Genomic DNA, 19,577 nt, shown 5'->3' on the forward strand with positions numbered 1-19,577 from the left:
GATGAGCCTTTCCGCGCGTCCGGCGCTGCACCGCAATTTCCACCGCCTGGCGTGGTTCGCCATGATCATGACCGCGAGCACGATCATGTTCGGCGCCTTCGTGCGCCTGTCCGATGCCGGCCTGAGCTGCCCGGACTGGCCGACCTGCTATGGGCAGGCCACCTGGCCGCAGCACGTGGAAGAGACCATCGGGCATCCGGCGGCGGAAATCCGTCCGCTGGAAACGCACAAGGCCTGGCGTGAGCAGGTGCACCGCTTCCTGGCGGGTGCGCTCGGCATCGAGATCCTGACCCTGGCGCTGTTGGCCACGCGCAAGCGTCGTTTCGGAAGCACGGCGGTGGTCACCGCCTGCGTGCTGGTGGCCGCGGGCATACCGCTGTACATGATGGGTTGGCATGGAACCGCCAGCGCGCTGGCGCTGATCGGCGAGGCCATCCTGCTGATCGCGGCGCTGCGCTGGAGCAACATCGACCTGGCGCGCGCTGCGCTGCTGACGCTGGCGGTGGTGATCTTCCAGGCCCTGCTGGGCATGTGGACGGTGACCCTGCTGCTCAAGCCGATCGTGGTGATGGGCCATCTGCTGGGCGGCATGCTGATGTTCGGCCTGCTGGTGTGGATGGCCTGGCGTGCCACGCATATGCCGATCACCTTGGCCGAGGCGCCGAAGCTGAAGTGGCTGCTGCGCATCGGTGTGGCGGTGCTGGTCACCCAGATCGCGCTCGGCGGCTGGGTCAGTGCCAACTATGCGGCACTGGCCTGCGGCGGTGGCAGCGCCTCGCTGGACAACTTCCCGCGCTGCGCCAACCAGTGGTGGCCGCAGCACAACTTCGCCGAGGGCTTCACCCTGTGGCGCGGCATTGGTGTGGACTACGAAGGCGGCGTGCTCGACGGTGCCTCGCGCATCGCCATCCAGATGGCCCATCGCCTGTTCGCGATTGTCGTTGCCGTCTACATGCTGTGGCTGGGCCTGCGCCTGTTCCGGCTGCCGAGCATGCGTGGCTGGGCCTCGGCCCTGGTCGCGCTGCTGGTGCTGCAGGTCACCCTCGGCATCCTCAATGTGAAGCTTGCACTGCCGCTGGAAGTGGCAGTGGCGCACAACGGCGTTGCCGTTGCCCTGTTGTTTGTATTGGTCAGCCTGCTGGCCCGCCTGCGTGCCCCGGACTGATTCCATGTTTTCCAACTATCGCCAGTATTGGGACCTGACCAAACCCAAGGTCGTCGCTCTCATCGTCTTCACCGCCCTGGTCGGCATGGTCCTGGCCATCCCGGGCGTGCCCAGCTGGGAGCAGGTGCGTGCCGGCGTGCTCGGCTTCCTCGGCATCTGGCTTGCGGCGTCGGCAGCTGCGGCCATCAACCAGCTGCTGGATGCGCACATCGACGCGCAGATGGCGCGCACCTCGTGGCGACCGTTGGTGGTGGGCAAGGTCAAGCCATGGCAGGTGCTGGTGTTCGCCAGCGTGCTGATCGTGCTGTCGATGGCGATCCTGGTGGTATGGGTGAACTGGATCACCGCGGTGCTGACCTTCGCTTCGCTGATCGGTTATGCGGTGATCTACACCGTCTACCTGAAACGAGCGACCTCGCAGAACATCGTCATCGGTGGTCTGGCCGGTGCGATGCCGCCGATGCTGGGGTGGGCGGCGGTGACCGGCATGCAGGGTTCGTCGGACTGGGCGTACTCGTCGCTGCTGGTGCTGATCATCTTCATCTGGACGCCGCCGCACTTCTGGGCACTGGCGATCTTCCGTCGCGAGGACTACGCCAAGGCGGAAATCCCGATGCTGCCGGTCACCCATGGCGTGGTGCACACGCGCAAGCAGATCATGGCGTACTCGGTGGTGCTGGCACTGGTCTGCCTGCTGCCTTACCTGGTCGGCATGAGCGGCGCGTTCTACCTGGGCGGGGCGATCGTGCTCAACGCCGTGTTCCTCTGGTACGCCTGGCGCATGCTCAACCCGCCCGATGAACTGTTCTCGATGAAGATGTTCAGCTACTCCATCGTCTACCTGATGGCGCTGTTCGCCTTCCTGCTGGTGGATCACTGGATCCTGCCCTGGTTGTGATGGGCTGAGGCATCCACGCATGGCGTGGATCTACTTGAACTGCCGTTGCCGCGTCGCCATTGCTGTTCCTGACCCCAAGGAAAGGAAGGAGCACGGATGCATTCGATCTTCCGCTGGACCGCCGCGCTGCTGCTGGCGCTGGGCATGGCGACGAGCGCGCGCGCCGACGACGCTGTCATGCAGATCCGCCAGCATGCCGGAGACCACCGCGTTCTGGTGCTGGGCGAATTCCATGGTACCCGCGAGATACCGCTGCTGGTGCGCCGACTGGTGGACGACTACAGCCGTAACGGCCCGGTCGTGCTGGCGTTGGAGCTGCCGCGCGGTGAGAACACCACACTGCGTGACTATCTGGATTCCGATGGCGGGGCGATGGCACGCCAACACGTGCACGGCCGTGCGTTCTGGACCGTGCGCGATGATCAGCACGATGGCCGCCGCAGTCGCGACATGCTGTCGCTGATCGAAGGCCTGCGCGCGCTGAAGGCGCAGGGTCGCGCCATCGAGGTGGTCGGCTATGACGTCAACAACAGTGATGGCGGTAGCCAAGCGCGCGACGATCGCATGGCGGCGGAGCTGCGGCGCCTGTACCGGCGCCTGCCGGATGACGCACGCATGGTCGTCCTGACTGGCAATGTCCACGCCATGCTGCAGCGGCCGGCCGATGCGCCGCCGGAAATGCAGACGCAACCGATGGCGTCGGCGCTGCGTGACCTGGACATTTACAGCGTGCGGCTGGAAGCCCTGCGCGGCCATTTCTGGGGGTGCATGGACCGTTGCAAGGCGTTGGCTCTGCTCGAGCGACCTGCGCGTGCACCGGAGGTCGATACCGATGCCGGGCGGCAGTACGACCTGTGGGTGTGGATGCCGCAGCTGAGCGTCGGCACGTTGGTGGATCGGTGAATACACGCATGGCGTGGATCTACTTTTGTAGGCTCAGCGCCACAGTAGATCCACGCCATGCGTGGATGGTTGTTCCGCAGGTCAGGGCGCGCGCTTGGCGTAGCGCTGGGCGATCACGCCGCAGACGATCAGCTGGATCTGGTGGTAGATCATCACCGGCAGCACGATCGCGCCGAGACTGCCGCCAGCGAACAGCACCTTGGCGATCGGAACGCCGGTGGCCAGGCTCTTCTTCGAGCCGCAGAACACGATGGCGATCTCGTCTTCGCGGTTGAAGCGCAGGCGGCGCGCGATGAAGGTGATCAGCGGCATGGCGATGCCCAGCAGTACCGCTGCCACCACCGCTACCGCGAACAGCGAGAGCAGGGGGGTCTTGCTCCACAGTCCTTCAGTGACCGCTTCGCCGAACGCGGAGTACACCACCAGCAGGATGGTGGCCTGGTCGGTGTAGCGCAGCAGCGCGCGCTGCTTCTCCACCCAGCCGGCGATCCATGGGCGCAGCAGGTGGCCGGCCACGAACGGCACCAGCAGCTGCAGCATGATGCCGCCGATGGCATGCAGCGGGTCGTGCACGCCGCCGGAGGTACCGGCCAGCGCGGTCAGCAACAGGGGCGTCAGGAACACACCGAGGATGCTCGACAGCGAGGCACTGCACACGGCCGCCGGCACGTTGCCGCGCGCCATCGAGGTGAACGCGATGGACGACTGCACGGTGGACGGCAGGGTGCACAGGAACAGCACGCCCAGGTACAGCTCGGGCGTCAGCAGCCAGCCCGACAACGGCTTGAACAACAGCCCCAGCAGCGGGAACAGGATGAAGGTGCAGGCGAGGATCGTCAGGTGCAGGCGCCAGTGCAGCATGCCGCCGATGATCGATTCGCGCGGCAGGCGTGCGCCGTGCAGGAAGAACAGCGCGGCGATGGCGACGGTGGTGACATCGTCGAGCACCAGGGCGGCGGCGCCTTTCATCGGCAGCAGCGACGCCAGGCCGACGGTGCACAGCAGGGCGAGGGTGAAGTTGTCCGGTCGCAGGCGCGACCACCAGCGGGTCATGGTGGATAGGCTCCTCGGTGCGGGGGGATTACCCCGGGAATCAGGGGGTGGGAGAAGGAATCGCCAGACGCTCGCGGGTGGCCGCTTCCAGCGACTTCAGGCCGGCGCGCTGGCCCAGTTGCAGTGCCTGTTCCGGGCTGGCGTGTTCGTAGTGTGCGTTGACCAGACCGAGCACGGCACCGGCGCGGTTGCCGGAGGCGCAGTGCAGCAGCACCGGCCCCTGGCTCTGCCGCAGGGCCTGGTGCACGGCGCGCACGTTGGCAGCATCCAGGCCCTCGGCGCCGGCCACCGGAATGCGTACATAGCGCAGGCCCAGCGCTTCGGCCTCGCGTGTTTCATCGAAGCCGCGGTCTTCATCGGGCTGGCGCAGGTCGATCACCGTGCGCACGCCCTGTGCAGCCAGTTCGCGCAGTTGCGCGGCCGTGGGCTGGCCGCCGGCATACAGGCCAGGGCGGACTTCAGCAAGGGCGGGGTCTGCAGCCCAGGCCGGCAGAACCGGGCAGAGCGACAACAACAGCAGGCAGGTCAGGCGCAGCAGCATGGTCTCTCCGGGGCTGTGTTCTGCCGCTACAGGCGCAGATTGGCGCGTGCCTTCAGCAGCTCGCGCATCTCGTACTTGTCAGTATCGTCCAGACCCTGTTGTCGCTGCTTGGCGTTAAGGTCGTCGATCCGCTGGAACAGCAGCTGCTTCTCCAGCTGCCCGACAGCGTCATGCAGTTCCACCGTCCACATCGCTTCATCGCCTGCCAGCGTCTGCGCGGCCAAGGTGTGCAGCGAGGCCTGTTCCTCGCGACCGTCGAAATGCTCCAGCAGGGCGCCGGTACTGATGTCCGGGCGTTGTTCGACCAGCCCCAGCAGTTCCAGCAGCAACTCCACGCCCGGCAGGCGCAGGCCCTGGAAGTGATGCTTTCCACCCAGGGTCAGGGCCAGTGACGGCTGCTGCAGCAGCACGGCGATCGCGCCGCGCACCAGGCTGCGCTTGGCCGCCGGCTGGATCATGCGCGTTGCGGCGCGTTGCGGCATCGATGGTCGCCCCGCCTGCGCGTTGCCGCCCAGGCCAGTCAGCTGTCCCAGCTGCTGTTTCATCAGGTCGCCGAACGCGCCGTCGGGAATCTGCGCGAGCATCGGCTTGGCGCGCTCGGCCAGCCGTGCCTTGCCGTCCAGCGTGCCCAGGTTGATCTCGCGGGTCAGCTCGTCGAAGAAGAACTGCGACAGCGGCGTGGCCTGCTTCAGGCGCTCGTCGAAAGCCTCGGCGCCTTCCTTGCGCACGATGCTGTCCGGGTCTTCGCCATCGGGCAGGAACAGGAAGAAGGCCTGGCGGCCGTCCTTCATGCGTGGCAGCACCGATTCCAGCGCCTTCCAGCCGGCGCGGCGGCCGGCGGCGTCGCCATCGAAGCAGAAGAACACGTCCGGCGCGTTGCGGAACAGCAGCTCGGCATGGTCCGGCGTGGTCGCCGTGCCCAGCGTCGCCACCGCTTGGGTGACGCCGAACTGGAACAACGAGACCACGTCCATGTAGCCCTCGACCACGATCAAGCGCTCGATCTTCTGGTTGGCCTGGCGCACCTGCCACAGGCCGTACAGCTCGCGGCCCTTGTGGAACAGCGCGGTCTCGGGCGAGTTGAGGTATTTGGGGCCGTCGTCCTTCTCGAACACGCGCCCGCCGAAGGCGATCACCCGGCCACGGCGGTCGAAGATCGGGAACATCACCCGATCGCGGAACTTGTCGTAGACGTGGCCGCGGTCGTTCTTGGAGAACAGGCCGGCGCGGTCGAGCAGCTTCATCCGCCGCTCGTCCTTGCCCAGCGCATCGCGCAGGCCACTGTAGCCATCAGGCGCATAGCCGATCTGGAAGCGCGCGCGGTTCTCTTCGTCCACGCCGCGGCCGTCGAGATAGCTGCGGGCCTTCTCGCTGCCTTCCAGGTTTTTCTGGAAGAACTTGGTTGCCGCGTCCAGCGCCGAGTACAGCTCGCGGCTGTCATCCTGCTGCTGCGCACTGCGCGGGTTCTCGCTGCGCGGCACTTCCATGCCGGCGCGCTTGGCCAGTTCATCCACCGCGTCGAGGAACTCGAGGCGGTCGTAGTTCATCAGGAAGCTGATCGCGGTGCCGTGCGCGCCGCAGCCAAAGCAGTGATAGAACTGCTTGGTCGGCGAGACGGTGAACGAGGCAGAGCGTTCGTCATGGAACGGGCAGCGTGCGGCGTACTCCTTGCCCTGGCGCTTCAGCGGCACGCGGCTGCCCACCACCTCGACGATGTCGGAGCGGGCCAGCAGGTCGTCGATGAATGCGTCGGGGATACGGGCCATGGGCAACAGGACAGGGCGCGGCCGCCAGGGCGCGCTGCGGGGGCGGCAGGTCCCCTAGTTTACTCGCTGGCGGCGGCCGGGCCGGTTTCCTGTGGGGCCACATCGGCGCTGGCCAGGCGTGCACGTGCGTACTGGCGTTCGTCGATCACCGCGGTCATCAAGGCACCGACGAAGAACACGGCAGTGGCGTAGTAGATCCAGACCAGCGAAATCACCAGTGCACCCATCGAGCCGTAGGCGCTGCCGGGGGCAACGGTGCTGATGTAGACGCCGATGCCATAACGGCCGAGGGTAAACAGCAACGAGGTGATGGCGCCGCCGATGAATGCCTGGCGCCAGGCCACGCGCCGATCGGGCAGGTAGTGGTACAGGAAGGCGAAGGCCAGCGTGTACAGCAGCAGCGATGTCAGATAACCGATTGCGGGCAGCACCGAGGGCAGCTGCGCGAACACCACCTGCAGTGCGGTGGTGGCGGTCATCGACAGGATCAGCAGGAAGCCCAGTGCCAGCACCACGCCGAAAGAGAACACGCGCTTGCGCAACCAGGCCTTGATTCCGTCCAGGCGTTGCCCGCTGGTATGGAAGATCCGGTTCAGCGCGTTCTGCAGCTGCGCGAACACGGCGGTGGCGCCGACGAACAACAGCAACGTGCTCCAGACCCCGGCCAGCGAACCAACGCTGGGCTGGCTGTTGGCGTTGTGCAGCACGGTGTCGGCGACGCTGGCCACGCTGCTGCCGGCCACCGAGCCGATCTGCCCGATCAGTGCCTGCTGCGCTGGTGGATACAACGAGGCGGTCAGCCACAGCAGCAGTACCAGCAGCGGCGCCATCGACAGCAATGCATAGAAAGAGACCGAAGCGGCCTGGGTCAGCACGTCGATCTCGACGAAGCGCTTGGCCACCGCCATCGGGAAGCTGTCCTGCAGACGATCGGCGTAGTGACGAAGCCGTGCGGGGATGCCGTGGGGACGCGTGTCGGTGGGGGCGTTGGATTGCTCGACCATGGGAATGTTGTAGCAGCCGGAGGTCGAAGGAGTAGTGAAACGCCGGTGTGCTGCGATGGGGGCAGAGCCCTTCCGCGATGCGGAAGGGATCAGACCCCAGGTGCCGGCTTACGCCAGCTGCTGCTTGACCAGCTTGGACACCAGGCCCATGTCGGCCTGGCCGGCGAGCTTGGGCTTCAGCGCGCCCATCAGCTTGCCCATGTCGGCCGCGCTGCTGGCGCCGGTTTCGACAATGGCCGCCTGGATCGCCGCGACGATCTCGGCTTCGCCCATCTTGGCCGGCAGGTAGGCTTCGATCACCACGATTTCGGCGCGCTCGATTGCCGCCAGGTCTTCGCGGCTGGCCGCTTCAAACTGGCTGACCGAATCCTTGCGCTGCTTGACCATCTTGTCGAGCACGGCGATCACGGCGGTGTCGTCGAGCTCGATGCGCTCGTCGACTTCCTTCTGCTTGATGGCCGCGTTGATCAGGCGGATGACGCCCAGCTTGTGCTTCTCGCCGCCCTTCATGGCGGCCTTCATGTCTTCGGTGAGCTGCTGCTTCATGCTCATGACGAACCTCGTGGTGGTAGTGGGGCTGGGCGGATGCCCGGGCCCGGAAACGCAAAAAGCCGGCGACGCTCGCGCGTGCCGGCTTCGACTCCATCGCGGCAGGGAATGCCCACCGCAATGAAGATGCGTCCGATCAGTACAGGCGCTGACGCTTGGTGACGTCGCGCGACGAGCGGCGCAGCTGACGCTTCACAGCAGCGGCGGCTTTGCGCTTGCGCTCCTGGGTCGGCTTTTCGTAGAACTCGCGCTTGCGGGTTTCGGCCAGCACACCGGCCTTTTCGCAAGTGCGCTTGAAGCGGCGAAGAGCAAACTCAAAGGGTTCGTTCTCGCGGACTTTGACGCTGGGCATGGAATCTCCGGGACACAGTAGAACCGGGTCACGCCCGGCGAGCCGCACATTATAGTGGCGAATAAACAAACTGCAAGCCGCAAATCCTGAATAGGGGCAGGTTATTGGATTGCAGTGAGACCTGCCAGTTCCCCCGAGGGGTTGGCAGGGGCGTCATAATAGCAGGCATGCGAGTCCTTGGCATCGAATCTTCCTGTGATGAGACCGGCGTGGCGGTGTATGACACCGACCTGTCCGGCAGCGCGGCCCTGCGCGCCCATGCGGTCTACAGCCAGATCGCCCTGCACGCCGAGTACGGCGGTGTGGTGCCTGAGCTGGCCAGCCGTGACCACGTGCGCAAGCTGCTGCCGCTGGTGCGGCAGACGCTGGCCGAGGCCGGGCTCGGCGTGAATGACATTGATGGAGTGGCCTATACCGCCGGTCCCGGCCTGGTTGGGGCACTGCTGGTGGGCGCCGGCGTGGCCCGGTCGCTGGCCTGGGCGCTGGAGGTTCCCGCCGTGGGCGTGCACCACATGGAAGGCCATCTGCTGGCGCCGCTGATGGAAGACGACCCGCCGCAGGCCCCGTTCGTGGCCCTGCTGGTGTCCGGCGGCCATACCCAGCTGGTGGCCGTCGATGCCATCGGCCAGTACCGCCTGCTGGGCGAAACCCTGGACGACGCGGCCGGTGAAGCCTTCGACAAGACCGCCAAGATGATGGGCCTGCCGTACCCGGGCGGGCCGCAGTTGGCCGCGCTGGCTGAGCAGGGCACGCCGGGCGTCTACCGCTTCACGCGGCCGATGACCGATCGCCCGGGCCTGGATTTCAGCTTCTCCGGCCTGAAGACCCAGGTCCTGATGGCTTGGCGCGACAGTGACCAGAGCGAGCAGACCCGCGCCGACATCGCCCGTGGCTTTGAAGACGCCGTGGTCGAGACCCTGTCCATCAAGTGCGAGCGCGCGCTGGAAGCGGCTGGCACCAATGTGATCGTGGTGGCCGGCGGCGTCGGCGCCAACAAGCGCCTGCGCGCACGCCTGCAGCAGATGGCCGAGCGCCTCGGCGGGCGGGCCTGTTTCCCACGGCCGGCGCTGTGCACCGACAACGGCGCGATGATCGCTTTCGCCGGCGCGCTGCGCCTGCTGGCCGGTCAGCACAGCCCGCCGAAGGTGGACGTCACCCCGCGCTGGGACATGGCGACGCTGCCGGCCGTCTGAGCCGGGCCTGTTCCTGTGATGCCGGCCGCTGGCCGGCAACGTCATGAGCGTTTGCCAACCAGTGGCGAGGCCGCCAGCACCGTCGTCGCCCGTTCATGGCGCTGCAGCCAGCCCAGGGTGTGCGGGCAACGCGCGTGGATCAGCCGTCCGATCGCGGCCAGGTCGGCACCGATGTCGCGTTCAAGGATCGGTTCGTGGTGGGCGATGCGGTTGCGCAGGTGGCGGATGCGGTCGAGGTCGGCATGGATGGTGGTGCGGACGATGCCGACAGTGTTCTGTGGAGCATTGGGCAGAGCGATCTTCAGGCTTCGCGTCCACAGGGGCCCCTCAAAGCGTCGTGTAAAGAGGTGCTGCCAGAATGCGAATCGAAGGTTGGCGATGATCTCTGGCGTGTTCATCTGCTGATTCGATCGCCTGTGCAGGTCCTGCAGCGCCGACAGCGCGCCATCGGCGGGCATGCGCTGCAGCAATGCTGGATGCCATGGCCAGCGAGGACCATAGGCATGCGCCAGTGCTGCGGCGACTGCGTTGCGGATGACGATTTCACAGATGTGAAGCGGCGATAGCAAAGCGCCACACATCTGCATGTTCCAGACATACAGCGAGGTCGCATCCAGGGAATGACGGTCTGCGATGCGTTTGTAGGTTGCCCAGCGTGGTCGGGATAGTGCTGCTTGCAGAATCCTCTGCTCTTTCATTGGCGGCGGCATCACGTTGTGGATCACCAGCGTGCGCCGGAAGCCGAACAGGTGATATCGGGCAATGCCATCCGCTTGCCTGGCAGAAATCCCAACGGCATTCGGACTTTCCCGGAATGTCGTGAATGCCTCTGGACGACTGGGGGAATGACCTTCATCCTTCGCAGCGTGTGCTTCGGGACTCGCGGCTGGATTCCAGCTCCCCCCGAGGACGTTGAGAGGTACCAAAGGGCCCCGCTAGCAGGGCCCTTTGTCTTTTCCAGCCCTTGTGAATGCCCGGCGACCCGTCGCCCGTTCCGGGCAGGCTCACCGCCGTCCCGTTACCATGACCGCCTGTTTTCCGGCTGGTAACCGCAATGGACAAGGTTTTCATCGAGGGGCTGATGATCGACGCCCTGATCGGCATCTACGATTGGGAGCGGCGGATCCGCCAGGACCTGGTGTTCGATCTGGAGATGGGCTTCGACAACCGTCGTCCGGCGGCCAGCGATGACATTGCCCATACCCTGAACTACAAGGCGGTCAGCAAGCGCCTGGAGCAGTTCGTGCGCGAATCGGAGTTCGGCCTGGTGGAGACGCTGGCCGAGCGCTGCGCGCAGATCGTGCTGGACGAGTTCGACGTGAAGTGGCTGCGCCTGAAGCTGAGCAAGCCCGGTGCGGTGCGCGGCGCGCGCGCGGTCGGCGTGATCATCGAACGCTCGCGGGACTGACCCAGTAGTGCCGGCCGCTGGCCGGCAACCTCAACTGCAATGAAGAAGGAGACAACCGATGGTGGACGCAGTGGTGGCGGTACAGTGGCTGGAACAGCTGCAGAACACACTGGAACCCTATCCTGGCGCCTACCTGGCGTTGATGATCTCGGCTCTGCTGATCGCAGCCGGGCTGGCCAACTGGGTGACCAAGCGCATCCTGGTGCGCGGCCTGCGACGCCTGCTGCAGCGCCTGCCGGGCGCCGAGTCCGGGCGTGGCAGCCACCTGATGCGGGTCATCGCGCGCCTGTCCAACGTGGTGCCCAGCCAGGTGATCGCCTCGGGCATCGCCCTAATCCCTGATCTGCCGCCAGGCCTGGTCAACGTCATCATCAAGCTGTGCATCGTGTGGGCGGTACTGACTGTGTCGATGGCGTTCTCGCATGCGCTGGATGCGGCCAACAGCCTGTACGAGCGCAAGCCCGATGCACGCAACAAGCCGATCAAGGGCTACCTGCAGGTGGTCAAGATCGTGGTGTTCGTGGCCGCGGGCCTGTCCATCGTCGCCACCCTGCTGGGAGTCGCGCTGGGACCACTGGTCACCGGCCTCGGCGCGGCAACCGCGGTGCTGATGCTGATCTTCCAGGACACCATCCTGTCACTGGTGGCCAGCGTGCAGATCAGTGGCGATGGCCGCGTGCGCATCGGCGACTGGATCGAGATGCCGAGCCAGAACGCCGACGGCGATGTCATCGATATCGCCCTGCATACCGTCACCGTGCAGAACTTCGACAAGACCATCACCACCATCCCGACCAAGAAGCTGGTGACCGAGTCGTTCAAGAACTGGCGGGGCATGCAGGAAGCGGGGGGCCGCCGGATCAAGCGCGCGCTGTACCTGGACCAGCACAGCGTGCGCTTCATGGAAGAGGACGACTTGGCCTTCCTTGGCCAGTTCGCTCTGCTGGGCGACTACCTGCGCGGGAAGCAGCAGGAGCTGGGCCAGTGGAACGGACGCCTGCGCGAGCAGGGCGTGGCCGAGGTCAACAGCCGCCGGGTGACCAACCTGGGCACGTTCCGGGCGTACGTGGAGCGCTACCTGGCCAGCCACCCGGGCATCCACACCGACATGACCCTGCTGGTGCGCCAGCTGCAGCCGACCACCGAAGGCCTGCCGCTGGAGCTGTACTGCTTCACCCGCAGCACAGCCTGGGGCGAGTACGAGGCGGTGCAGTCGGACATCTTCGACCACCTGCTGGCGATCCTGCCGGCCTTTGGCCTGCGGGTGTTCCAAGCGTCCAGCGACGCCATGTTGATGGCCGGGCAGCGCCGGTTGGCCGGCTCGGAGTAAGCTGCGATGCCCCCGGCCGGACTGTACGGATCCGGCTGGTGGCTGAAACTGAATGACGAAACCTCTCGCCAAATCGTCCGGGATCGCTAGAATGCCGGGCTTGTAAACGTTTTCATCAAGGACTGCCGGTGGCCTCCGATCGCATCGAATCCCTCATTGCCCAGATGACCGTCGAGGAAAAAGTCGGCCAGCTGGGTGTCTTCGCGGACATGGTCCGCCCGTTCGCCCCGGACGTGAACCCGGAAGCCAACGTGCGCAATGCCGACCAGGTGCTGCAGCAGGTGCGCGAGGGCAAGGTCGGCTCGCTGTTCAACGGTGTCGGCGCCGAGCTCGGCCGCCGCATCCAGCAGGTCGCCACCGAGGAGAGCCGCCTCGGCATCCCGGTGATCCTTGCTGCCGACGTCATCCACGGCATGCGCACCGTGTTCCCGATTCCGCTGGGCGAAGCAGCCAGCTTCGAGCCGGACCTGGCCGAGCGCACCGCGCGCGCCACCGCGGTTGAAGCCACCGCTGCCGGCCTGCACTGGACCTATGCGCCTGCCGTGGACATCGCCCGCGACCAGCGCTGGGGCCGTGGCGCCGAAGGTGCCGGTGAGGACGTGGTGCTGGGCTGTGCGTTCGCCGCCGCCCGCGTGCGTGGCTTCCAGGGCAGCGACCTGCGCGCGGCCGATTCGCTGCTGGCCACGCCCAAGCACTTCGCCGCCTACGGCGCGGTGATGGCCGGCATGGAATACAACATGGTGGACATCTCGCCGCAGACCCTGCGCGACGTGCACCTGCCGCCGTTCAAGGCCGCCTTCGACGCTGGCGCGATCACCGTGATGTCCTCGTTCAACGACATCAACGGCGTGCCGGCCAGCGCCAACGCCGAGCTGCTGACCGACATCCTGCGCGGTGAATGGAACTTCCCGGGCGTGGTGATTTCCGATTACACCGCCGACATGGAGCTGGTCGCGCACGGCTATGCCGCCGACGACCGCGACGCCACCGCCAAGGCATTCACCGCCGGGCTGGACCTGAGCATGCAGAGCGGTTTCTACGCTGAGCACCTGCCGGGCCTGGTGGAGAGTGGCGACGTGCCGATGAGCGTGCTGGATGAAGGCGTGCGCCGCATCCTGTGGGTGAAGGAAGCCATCGGCCTGTTCGACGACCCGTACCGTTCGCTGGACCCGGCGCGCGAAGCCGACACCTCGCATATCGCCGCGCATGACGCATTGTCGCGCGACGCCGCACGCCGTTCGATCGTGCTGTTGAACAACCGCGACAACGTGCTGCCGCTGCAGAAGTGCGGGCAGAAGATCGCGCTGATCGGCCCGTTCGTGCAGGACCGCGACAACATTGAAGGCTGCTGGACGCTGTTCGGCGACAAGCAGCGTTATGTGGACCTGGAAACCGGCGTGCGCGCGGCCATCGGCGACGAGTCGCTGCTGGAAGTGGTGCCGGGTTGCGAACTGGAAGCCGCCATTGCTGGCGGCACCGAAGCGGCCGTGGCGGCTGCGCTGCGTGCCGACGTGGTGGTGCTGGCGCTGGGCGAGCCGCAGCGTTACAGCGGTGAGGCGCAGTCGCGCGTGGAGATCACCCTGCCGCCGGCACAGCAGGCGCTGGCCGAAGCGGTGGCGATGACCGGCAAGCCGCTGGTGGTGCTGCTGCGCAATGGTCGCGCGCTGGCACTGCAGGGCGCAGTGCGCAATGCGCATGCCGTGGCCATCACCTGGTACCTGGGCACGCAGACCGGCCATGCCGTGGCTGATGTGCTGTTCGGCGACTACAGCCCGTCCGGCCGCCTGCCGGTCAGCTTCCCGCAGGTGTCCGGCCAGCAGCCGTATTTCTACAACCACCCGCGTACCGGTCGGCCGGAACTGCCGACGATGTCGGAATTCAAGGCCCGCTGGCGCGAGATTCCGAACGAGCCGTTGTACCCGTTCGGCCATGGCATCGGCTACACCACCTTCGCCTACGGCGTGCCGCAGCTGAGCAGTGCGCGCGTCGGCTGGGACGACACCCTGACCCTGACCACCACGCTGACCAACACCGGCAACGTGGCTGGCGAGGAAGTGGTGCAGCTGTACATCCACGACCGCGTGGCCAGTCGCGTGCGACCGGTGCGCGAGCTGAAGGACTTCCGCAAGGTGGCCCTGCAGCCGGGCGAATCGGCCGAGGTGGTGTTCACCCTGACCCGCGAGCAGCTGGCATTCACCGGCCGCGACGGCGTGCTGCGTGCCGAGCCGGGCCTGTTCGACGTGTGGGTGTGTGCCTCGTCGATGGCCGGTGAGGCGGTGCAGTTCGAGCTGCTGAACGCCTGATCGCAGAAAAAGGGGACGGAGGGGATTAAGTCGTTTATGACACAAACGACTTAATCCCCTCCGTCCCCTTTTTTTGTTGTCCTCACTGGCCCGGGGCTACCATCGGCGTTCCTGTTTCGATGGAGACCGCGCATGCGCACGATGGCTTACCTTGTTCCTGTCCTGTTGCTGGCAGCGTGCTCGCAGCCGGCATCGCCGCCCGAGCCCGCTGCCGATGCGCCACCGCCGATGACCGGTGCGACGCCGGCCGAGGCGGCCGCCAGCACCACGCCCGATGCCGTTGCCGCGCCACAGGCTGCGGCGGAGCACGCCAAGGATGCGGCTGCGACGCCGGCTGATGCTGCCAACCCCGCAGCACCTGTGGCAGCAGACGACGCCCGCGCGCGCATCGAGACGCTGCTCGGCGATGCGGCGCAGTATGAAAAGGTATTCAACGCCTTCAAGACCGCTGTGGTCGCCGGCGATCGTCCAGCCGTGGTTGAAGAAGTGCGCTTCCCACTGAACATCAGTGGCGGCAAGAAGATCACCGGGCCCGGTGAATTCCAGCGCAACTACGAAAAGATCATCACCCCGGCGGTGGTCAAGGCGGTGTCCGCGCAGGACTTCGGCACGGTGTTCGTCAACCAGCAGGGCGTGATGATCGGCGATGGCCAGGTCTGGTTGAACGGCCAGTGCCTGGACAAGGCCTGCACGCGCACCGAAGTGAAGGTCATCACCATCCAATGAAAGCAGACGGCCCCGCATGCGGGGCCGTTGCAGTTCGGTAGTGCCGGCCGCTGGCCGGCAACCCGGCCAATCAGGCCTTCGGCGTGAGCTTCAGCAGCCGTGCCTTGCTGCCGTCTTCCAGCAGCCACAGCGCGCCGTCCGGGCCCTGTTCCACTTCGCGGATACGCTCGCCCATGTTGAAGCGTTCGGCCTCGCGCGCGCTGTCGCCGTCGAAGGCAACCCGCACCAGCGAGGTGGACGACAGGCCGCCGATGAAGGCGCTGCCCTTCCATTGCGGGAACAGGTTGCCGCTGTAGAACATCAGGCCGGCCGGGGAAATCACCGGGTTCCAGGTCACCTTCGGAGCAGCGAATTCCGGTCGGGTGTCGTGGTCGGGAATCGGACGGCCATCGTAGTGGTCGCCGTTGGACACGATCGGGTAGCCGTAGTTGGCACCGCGCACGATCAGGTTCAGCTCGTCGCCGCCGGCCGGTCCCATTTCCTGCGCCCACAGCTTGCCGTTGGCATCGAAGGCGATGCCCAGCACATTGCGGTGCCCCAGCGACCATACCTGTGCGGCCACACCGCCCTGCGAGGCGAAAGGATTGTCGGCCGGCAGGCTGCCGTCGTCGTTGAGACGGATGATCTTGCCCAGGTTGCCGCTCATGTCCTGCGCCGGGTCGAACTTCTGCCGTTCGCTGGAACTGATCCACAGCTTGCCGTCCGGGCCGAAGGCCAGGCGGTGGCCGTAGTGGCCTTCGCCACTGACCTTCGGCGTCTGCCGCCAGATCACCTTCAGGTCTTTCAGCTGGCCGCCGCCGTTGGCGTCGAGGGCAAGGGTGGCACGGGCCACGGCCGCGCCGCGCGTATCCAGCGTGCCTTCCTCGGCGTAGCTGACGTAGACCAGGTGGTTGCGGGCGAAATCCGGATGCAGGATCACGTCACCGAAACCGCCCTGGCCGCCGTAAGCGACCTTGGGGACACCGGTGATCTCATGCTTCTGGCCACTGGCCAGGTCGAGGTGCTGCAGCTTGCCGCGCTTTTCGGTCACCAGCAGGCTGCCGTCGGGCAGGAAGGTCATCGCCCACGGCTGGTTGAAACGGCTGACCTCGATGGCGGTGAAAGGGCGTTGGTCGTTGGCGGTCGCGGCGGTTGCCGGGGCCTTCTGACCTGTCGCATCAGGACCGGCCGCATTGCAGGCGGTGGTGGCGAGGATCGGCAGCAGGCCGAGTGCGAGCAGCAGGGGTGTGCGGGTCATGGGTATCTCCAGCGGAAGGGGATGCGGATGGCCAGGCTCTCCCTTGTATACCACCGGCGGGGTGACGGTCGTGGCCCGAAGGTCCTGCTACCCCCTGTGCGGCATGGCGCGGATCGTCTAGGGTGTTCTCGCCCGGGCAAAGCATGCCCGCCTGTCTGCCAAGGAACTGCAATGAACGCACCCCTCATCCATCGACCCTCGCCCGCCTTCATCGCCGCCTCGTGGGTGGCCCTGCTGCTGGGCGCGGTGGCCTACCTTGTAGGCCTGTTCAATGCCGAAATGCCGCTGAACGAAAAGGGCTATTACCTGACCCTGCTGCTGTTCGGCCTGTTCGCGGCGGTATCGCTGCAGAAGAGTGTGCGCGACCGCGTCGAGAGCATTCCGGTGAGCGGCCTGTACTACGCACTGTGCTGGTTCGCGCTGCTGTCGGCGCTGTTGCTGCTGCTGGTCGGTCTGTGGAACGCCACCCTGGTGCTGAGCGAAAAGGGCTTCTATGGCATGGCGTTCGCGCTGTCGTTGTTTGGCGCGGTGGCGGTGCAGAAGAATACCCGCGACCTGATTGCCGCGAATGCGGCCGAGCCCAAGCGCGCTTCGTCGATTCCGCCGCTGCCGGAACAGGATTGACGGACAGAGGTAGAGCCGAGCATGTGCTCGGCTCTACAGGACGCTGTTATGCGCTGCGATCCCGGCGCGGGTCCAGGTTGACCGCTTCTTCCCAGCCGCGACGCACGGCCTTGCGCGCCTGCGCCCATTCCAGGCGGCTCTTGCCGCGTTCTTTCGCCCACCGCGTTTCCAGCTCGCCTTCCACCTCCTCGTACGCGCGGATCATGTCCTGCGCGCGCGCGGTGTGGCCGATCTGGTAGGCCGGCTCGTAATCGTCGAAGAACAGCTGGTTGTCGTAGTACGGTTCGCTGGTATAGCGGTCGCGCCAATAGTCCGAAACGGCCTGGCGGGGTGTGCCGTCTTCCGGCACGCGGCCGGGGATCTGGTAATCAGGGCTCATGGGCAGGAGGCTCCGTAGTGACGAAGCCTGATCGTGCCCATTTGCCGGTTAACGCATCGGGCCGGCAGCGTGATCGGCAGGTCAATCGGCGCCGGCGTCCCTGCGCGGCAGCTTGTAGATGACCGCGCCAACAGCGAAGGCGACCAGCGCCGCAGCGATGTTCTGCCAGCTGGCACTGGCGAACAGGGCCACGCACAGCAGCAGGGCCAGCACCGGAATCAACGGGCCACCGGGCAGCTTCAGCGCACCGGGGCGGTCCGCATAGCGCTTGGCCAGCACCAGCACCGCTGCTGCAGTACCGATGTAGGCGAACAGGCGCGTGGTCATCGACAACAGCGCCAGCTGCACGAACGACCCGGACAGCGCCAGGCCAAGGGCGATCAGGCCCTGGCAGAAGATCGCTGCAGCCGGGGTGCGGAAGCGCGGGTGCACCTGCGCCAGCACCTTCGGGCCGTAGCCATCGCGTGCCAGGGCGAACAGGAAGCGCGGGCCCATCATCATCGTGTTGCTGTTGGTGCCGAGGATGGAGATGGTCGCGCCCACGGTGAGGATCAGCGCCAGCGCCTCGCCGCCGAAGCTGGAGGCGGCGTCAGCCAGCGGTGTGGCCGAGCTGGCCAGGCCGGGCAACGTGCCCTGCGCCACGATCTGCACCGCCGCGTAGATCACGGTGACGGTGACGATCATGGTGATCAGTGCGAAGGGAATGTCGCGGCGTGGGTTGCGGTATTCACCGGCTGCGGCCGGGATGTTCTCGAAGCCGGCATAGGCATACAACAGCAACAGCGCTGCCTCGCCCATGCGCTGCAGGTCGTGCGGGTCCGGGCGCTGGCCGGAGAAGGCGAGCTGCGGGTCGATATAGAACGCGCCGATGGCCACGAACAACAGCAGCGGCAGCATCTTGCCGATCACCAGCACGATGCCGGTACGGGCGGCCGAACGGACGCCGATGATGTTCACCCCGGTCAGGAAAGCGAGCGAGACCACGATGATCGCGATGCGGCCCATGCCGGCACCTGCCCATGGCCAGAACCGCGCCACGGCATCGGCCAGCGCATTGCTGAGCGCTGCGGCAGAGCTGATGCGGGTCAGCCAGATCATCCAGCCGATCTCGAAACCGGCAAAGCGGCCGAAGGCTTCGCGCGCGTACAGGTAGCTGCCACCGGGTTCATCGAAATAGCTGGCCGCCTGCGCGTAGCACAGCACCAGCAGGGCGACGACGATGCCGGCGGCGACTACGCCCCACAGGCTGAAGGGCCCGAGCAGGGCGACCGTGGCCGCCGGCAGCAGGTAGATGCCGCTGCCGACCACATCGTTGATCGACAGTCCGACGATCTGCCAGCGGCTGACCGCGCGTTGCAGTTGTGGTTCGTCGGCGGTGCTCAACGTGCGGCTCCTTCAAGCGCGGGCAGTTTCCACTGCGCCTGCAGGCGTTGGTATTCGGCGCGTGGCAACAGCACGAAACGCGGCGTGTCCTGCGGGCGCAGCCAGTCCAGCAATGCCTGCATGCGCGCCTGTGGCATCGCGGTACAGCCAGCGGTGGCCTCGCCGGGCTGGCGCCACAGATGGGCAAAGATGCAGCTGCCCTTGCCGGGCTGGTTATCCGGGTTGTGCGCGATCACGAAGCCTTCCTGGTAACGCACGTCGCCCTTGTTGTGCAGGTCCAGCCGCATCGGTTCGGTGGAGCCGGTGATGGCGGCACTGCCAACCTTCTTTGCATCGACGATGCGGTTGTAGAACGGCGATGCCGGTACGTCCATGCAGTAGCTGGTGCTGCTCATCGGCTGGTAGGTCATCGCCGTTCCGGGCCGGGTGACGGCATAACCGAACGCGCTGCCCAGCGCGAACACACCGGCCGGACTGCGGCCGTCGCCTTCCTGTTTCTGCGGGCCATCGGCCTGGGCAGTATGCAGGCCCAGGCCCCAGGCACTACCGGTGCGGCCCAGCGCCACCGGGAAGGCCTGGCCGTGCTTGCGCCATTGCTTGCCGTCGCGCACGAAGGCCTGCAGCTGCCCCTGCGTGCTGTCCCAGTTTTCGCTGGTGACGACGATCAGTTGGCGAGCCTCATCCAACGGGGCGGCATGGACAGTGACGGCCGCCACGAGCAGCAGCGCGGCGGATGCAAGGCGGGCCAGCAGCAGGTTCATCG

General features: G+C 66.4%; 20 protein-coding genes. 9 read left to right on the plus strand and 11 right to left on the minus strand.

What is annotated here, in order from left to right; genetic code table 11:
• The first annotated feature begins 1 nt into the window (after nt 1).
• The 3 genes from ACEF39_RS01775 to ACEF39_RS01785 all read left to right on the plus strand — a co-directional run bounded on the left by ACEF39_RS01775 (nt 2) and on the right by ACEF39_RS01785 (nt 2,966).
• The gene (locus tag ACEF39_RS01775) at nt 2–1,165 is read left to right on the plus strand and encodes a COX15/CtaA family protein (RefSeq protein WP_100461549.1); all 1,164 of its coding nucleotides are present in this window, start codon (nt 2–4) and stop codon (nt 1,163–1,165) included.
• A 4-nt stretch (nt 1,166–1,169) separates the two neighbouring features.
• A complete protein-coding gene (gene cyoE, locus ACEF39_RS01780) occupies nt 1,170–2,063 on the plus strand; it encodes a heme o synthase (protein ID WP_500286746.1) in 894 nt (297 codons plus the stop codon).
• Between the two features lie 96 nt (nt 2,064–2,159).
• Nucleotides 2,160–2,966, plus strand: coding sequence for a calcium-binding protein (locus tag ACEF39_RS01785; protein ID WP_500286747.1), 807 nt, complete (start codon nt 2,160–2,162; stop codon nt 2,964–2,966).
• A gap of 81 nt (nt 2,967–3,047) precedes the next feature.
• On the opposite strand, the gene ACEF39_RS01790 is transcribed toward ACEF39_RS01785, so the two are convergent.
• From ACEF39_RS01790 to rpsU, 6 genes are all read right to left on the minus strand, one after another.
• On the minus strand, nt 3,048–4,019 hold the full coding sequence (locus ACEF39_RS01790) for a bile acid:sodium symporter family protein (protein WP_099782541.1): 972 nt from the start codon (nt 4,017–4,019) through the stop codon (nt 3,048–3,050).
• 40 nt (nt 4,020–4,059) lie between these two features.
• Complete coding sequence (locus ACEF39_RS01795) at nt 4,060–4,560, minus strand: protein tyrosine phosphatase family protein (protein WP_500286748.1); 501 nt, start codon at nt 4,558–4,560, stop codon at nt 4,060–4,062.
• Nucleotides 4,561–4,586: 26 nt separating this feature from the next.
• On the minus strand, nt 4,587–6,326 hold the full coding sequence (gene dnaG / locus ACEF39_RS01800) for a DNA primase (protein ID WP_500286749.1): 1,740 nt from the start codon (nt 6,324–6,326) through the stop codon (nt 4,587–4,589).
• A 59-nt stretch (nt 6,327–6,385) separates the two neighbouring features.
• Nucleotides 6,386–7,330, minus strand: coding sequence for a YihY/virulence factor BrkB family protein (locus ACEF39_RS01805; protein ID WP_180167645.1), 945 nt, complete (start codon nt 7,328–7,330; stop codon nt 6,386–6,388).
• A gap of 108 nt (nt 7,331–7,438) precedes the next feature.
• Entirely contained in the window at nt 7,439–7,882 is a 444-nt protein-coding gene (locus tag ACEF39_RS01810) for a GatB/YqeY domain-containing protein (RefSeq protein ID WP_500286750.1), read from the minus strand.
• Nucleotides 7,883–8,015: 133 nt separating this feature from the next.
• Nucleotides 8,016–8,231 carry a 30S ribosomal protein S21 gene (rpsU, locus tag ACEF39_RS01815; protein WP_002808376.1) on the minus strand — a complete coding sequence of 72 codons (216 nt, stop codon included), beginning with the start codon at nt 8,229–8,231 and terminating at the stop codon, nt 8,016–8,018.
• A gap of 167 nt (nt 8,232–8,398) precedes the next feature.
• Here rpsU and tsaD point away from each other — a divergent pair, with 167 nt between their 5' ends.
• Entirely contained in the window at nt 8,399–9,424 is a 1,026-nt protein-coding gene (gene tsaD, locus ACEF39_RS01820; protein ID WP_500286751.1) for a tRNA (adenosine(37)-N6)-threonylcarbamoyltransferase complex transferase subunit TsaD, read from the plus strand.
• 41 nt (nt 9,425–9,465) lie between these two features.
• Here tsaD and ACEF39_RS01825 read toward each other — a convergent pair whose 3' ends face one another.
• Nucleotides 9,466–10,149, minus strand: a complete 684-nt coding sequence (locus ACEF39_RS01825) for a hypothetical protein (protein WP_500286752.1) — start codon at nt 10,147–10,149, stop codon at nt 9,466–9,468.
• Between the two features lie 329 nt (nt 10,150–10,478).
• Here ACEF39_RS01825 and folB point away from each other — a divergent pair, with 329 nt between their 5' ends.
• From folB to ACEF39_RS01845, 4 genes are all read left to right on the plus strand, one after another.
• Nucleotides 10,479–10,832, plus strand: a complete 354-nt coding sequence (gene folB / locus ACEF39_RS01830) for a dihydroneopterin aldolase (RefSeq protein WP_500286753.1) — start codon at nt 10,479–10,481, stop codon at nt 10,830–10,832.
• A 58-nt stretch (nt 10,833–10,890) separates the two neighbouring features.
• Nucleotides 10,891–12,162 (plus strand): mechanosensitive ion channel family protein, encoded by a 1,272-nt coding sequence (locus tag ACEF39_RS01835; protein ID WP_500286754.1) that lies wholly within the window; start codon nt 10,891–10,893, stop codon nt 12,160–12,162.
• Between the two features lie 128 nt (nt 12,163–12,290).
• The gene (locus ACEF39_RS01840; protein WP_500286755.1) at nt 12,291–14,465 is read left to right on the plus strand and encodes a glycoside hydrolase family 3 N-terminal domain-containing protein; all 2,175 of its coding nucleotides are present in this window, start codon (nt 12,291–12,293) and stop codon (nt 14,463–14,465) included.
• Between the two features lie 132 nt (nt 14,466–14,597).
• Nucleotides 14,598–15,191 (plus strand): hypothetical protein, encoded by a 594-nt coding sequence (locus ACEF39_RS01845; RefSeq protein ID WP_500286756.1) that lies wholly within the window; start codon nt 14,598–14,600, stop codon nt 15,189–15,191.
• A 70-nt stretch (nt 15,192–15,261) separates the two neighbouring features.
• On the opposite strand, the gene ACEF39_RS01850 is transcribed toward ACEF39_RS01845, so the two are convergent.
• Nucleotides 15,262–16,428, minus strand: a complete 1,167-nt coding sequence (locus ACEF39_RS01850) for a PQQ-dependent sugar dehydrogenase (protein WP_500286757.1) — start codon at nt 16,426–16,428, stop codon at nt 15,262–15,264.
• Between the two features lie 171 nt (nt 16,429–16,599).
• Between ACEF39_RS01850 and yiaA the strand changes: the two genes are divergently transcribed.
• Nucleotides 16,600–17,052 (plus strand): inner membrane protein YiaA, encoded by a 453-nt coding sequence (yiaA, locus tag ACEF39_RS01855; protein WP_099821353.1) that lies wholly within the window; start codon nt 16,600–16,602, stop codon nt 17,050–17,052.
• 46 nt (nt 17,053–17,098) lie between these two features.
• Here yiaA and ACEF39_RS01860 read toward each other — a convergent pair whose 3' ends face one another.
• The 3 genes from ACEF39_RS01860 to ACEF39_RS01870 form a co-directional block, all read right to left on the minus strand.
• On the minus strand, nt 17,099–17,431 hold the full coding sequence (locus ACEF39_RS01860; RefSeq protein WP_500286758.1) for a hypothetical protein: 333 nt from the start codon (nt 17,429–17,431) through the stop codon (nt 17,099–17,101).
• Nucleotides 17,432–17,512: 81 nt separating this feature from the next.
• Entirely contained in the window at nt 17,513–18,814 is a 1,302-nt protein-coding gene (locus tag ACEF39_RS01865; protein WP_500286759.1) for an APC family permease, read from the minus strand.
• A complete protein-coding gene (locus ACEF39_RS01870) occupies nt 18,811–19,575 on the minus strand; it encodes a L,D-transpeptidase family protein (RefSeq protein ID WP_205406178.1) in 765 nt (254 codons plus the stop codon). The genes ACEF39_RS01865 and ACEF39_RS01870 overlap by 4 nt, the downstream gene beginning before the upstream one ends.
• Nucleotides 19,576–19,577 lie beyond the last annotated feature (2 nt).

This window comes from Stenotrophomonas indicatrix, assembly GCA_041545745.1.
Lineage (GTDB): Bacteria > Pseudomonadota > Gammaproteobacteria > Xanthomonadales > Xanthomonadaceae > Stenotrophomonas > Stenotrophomonas indicatrix_A.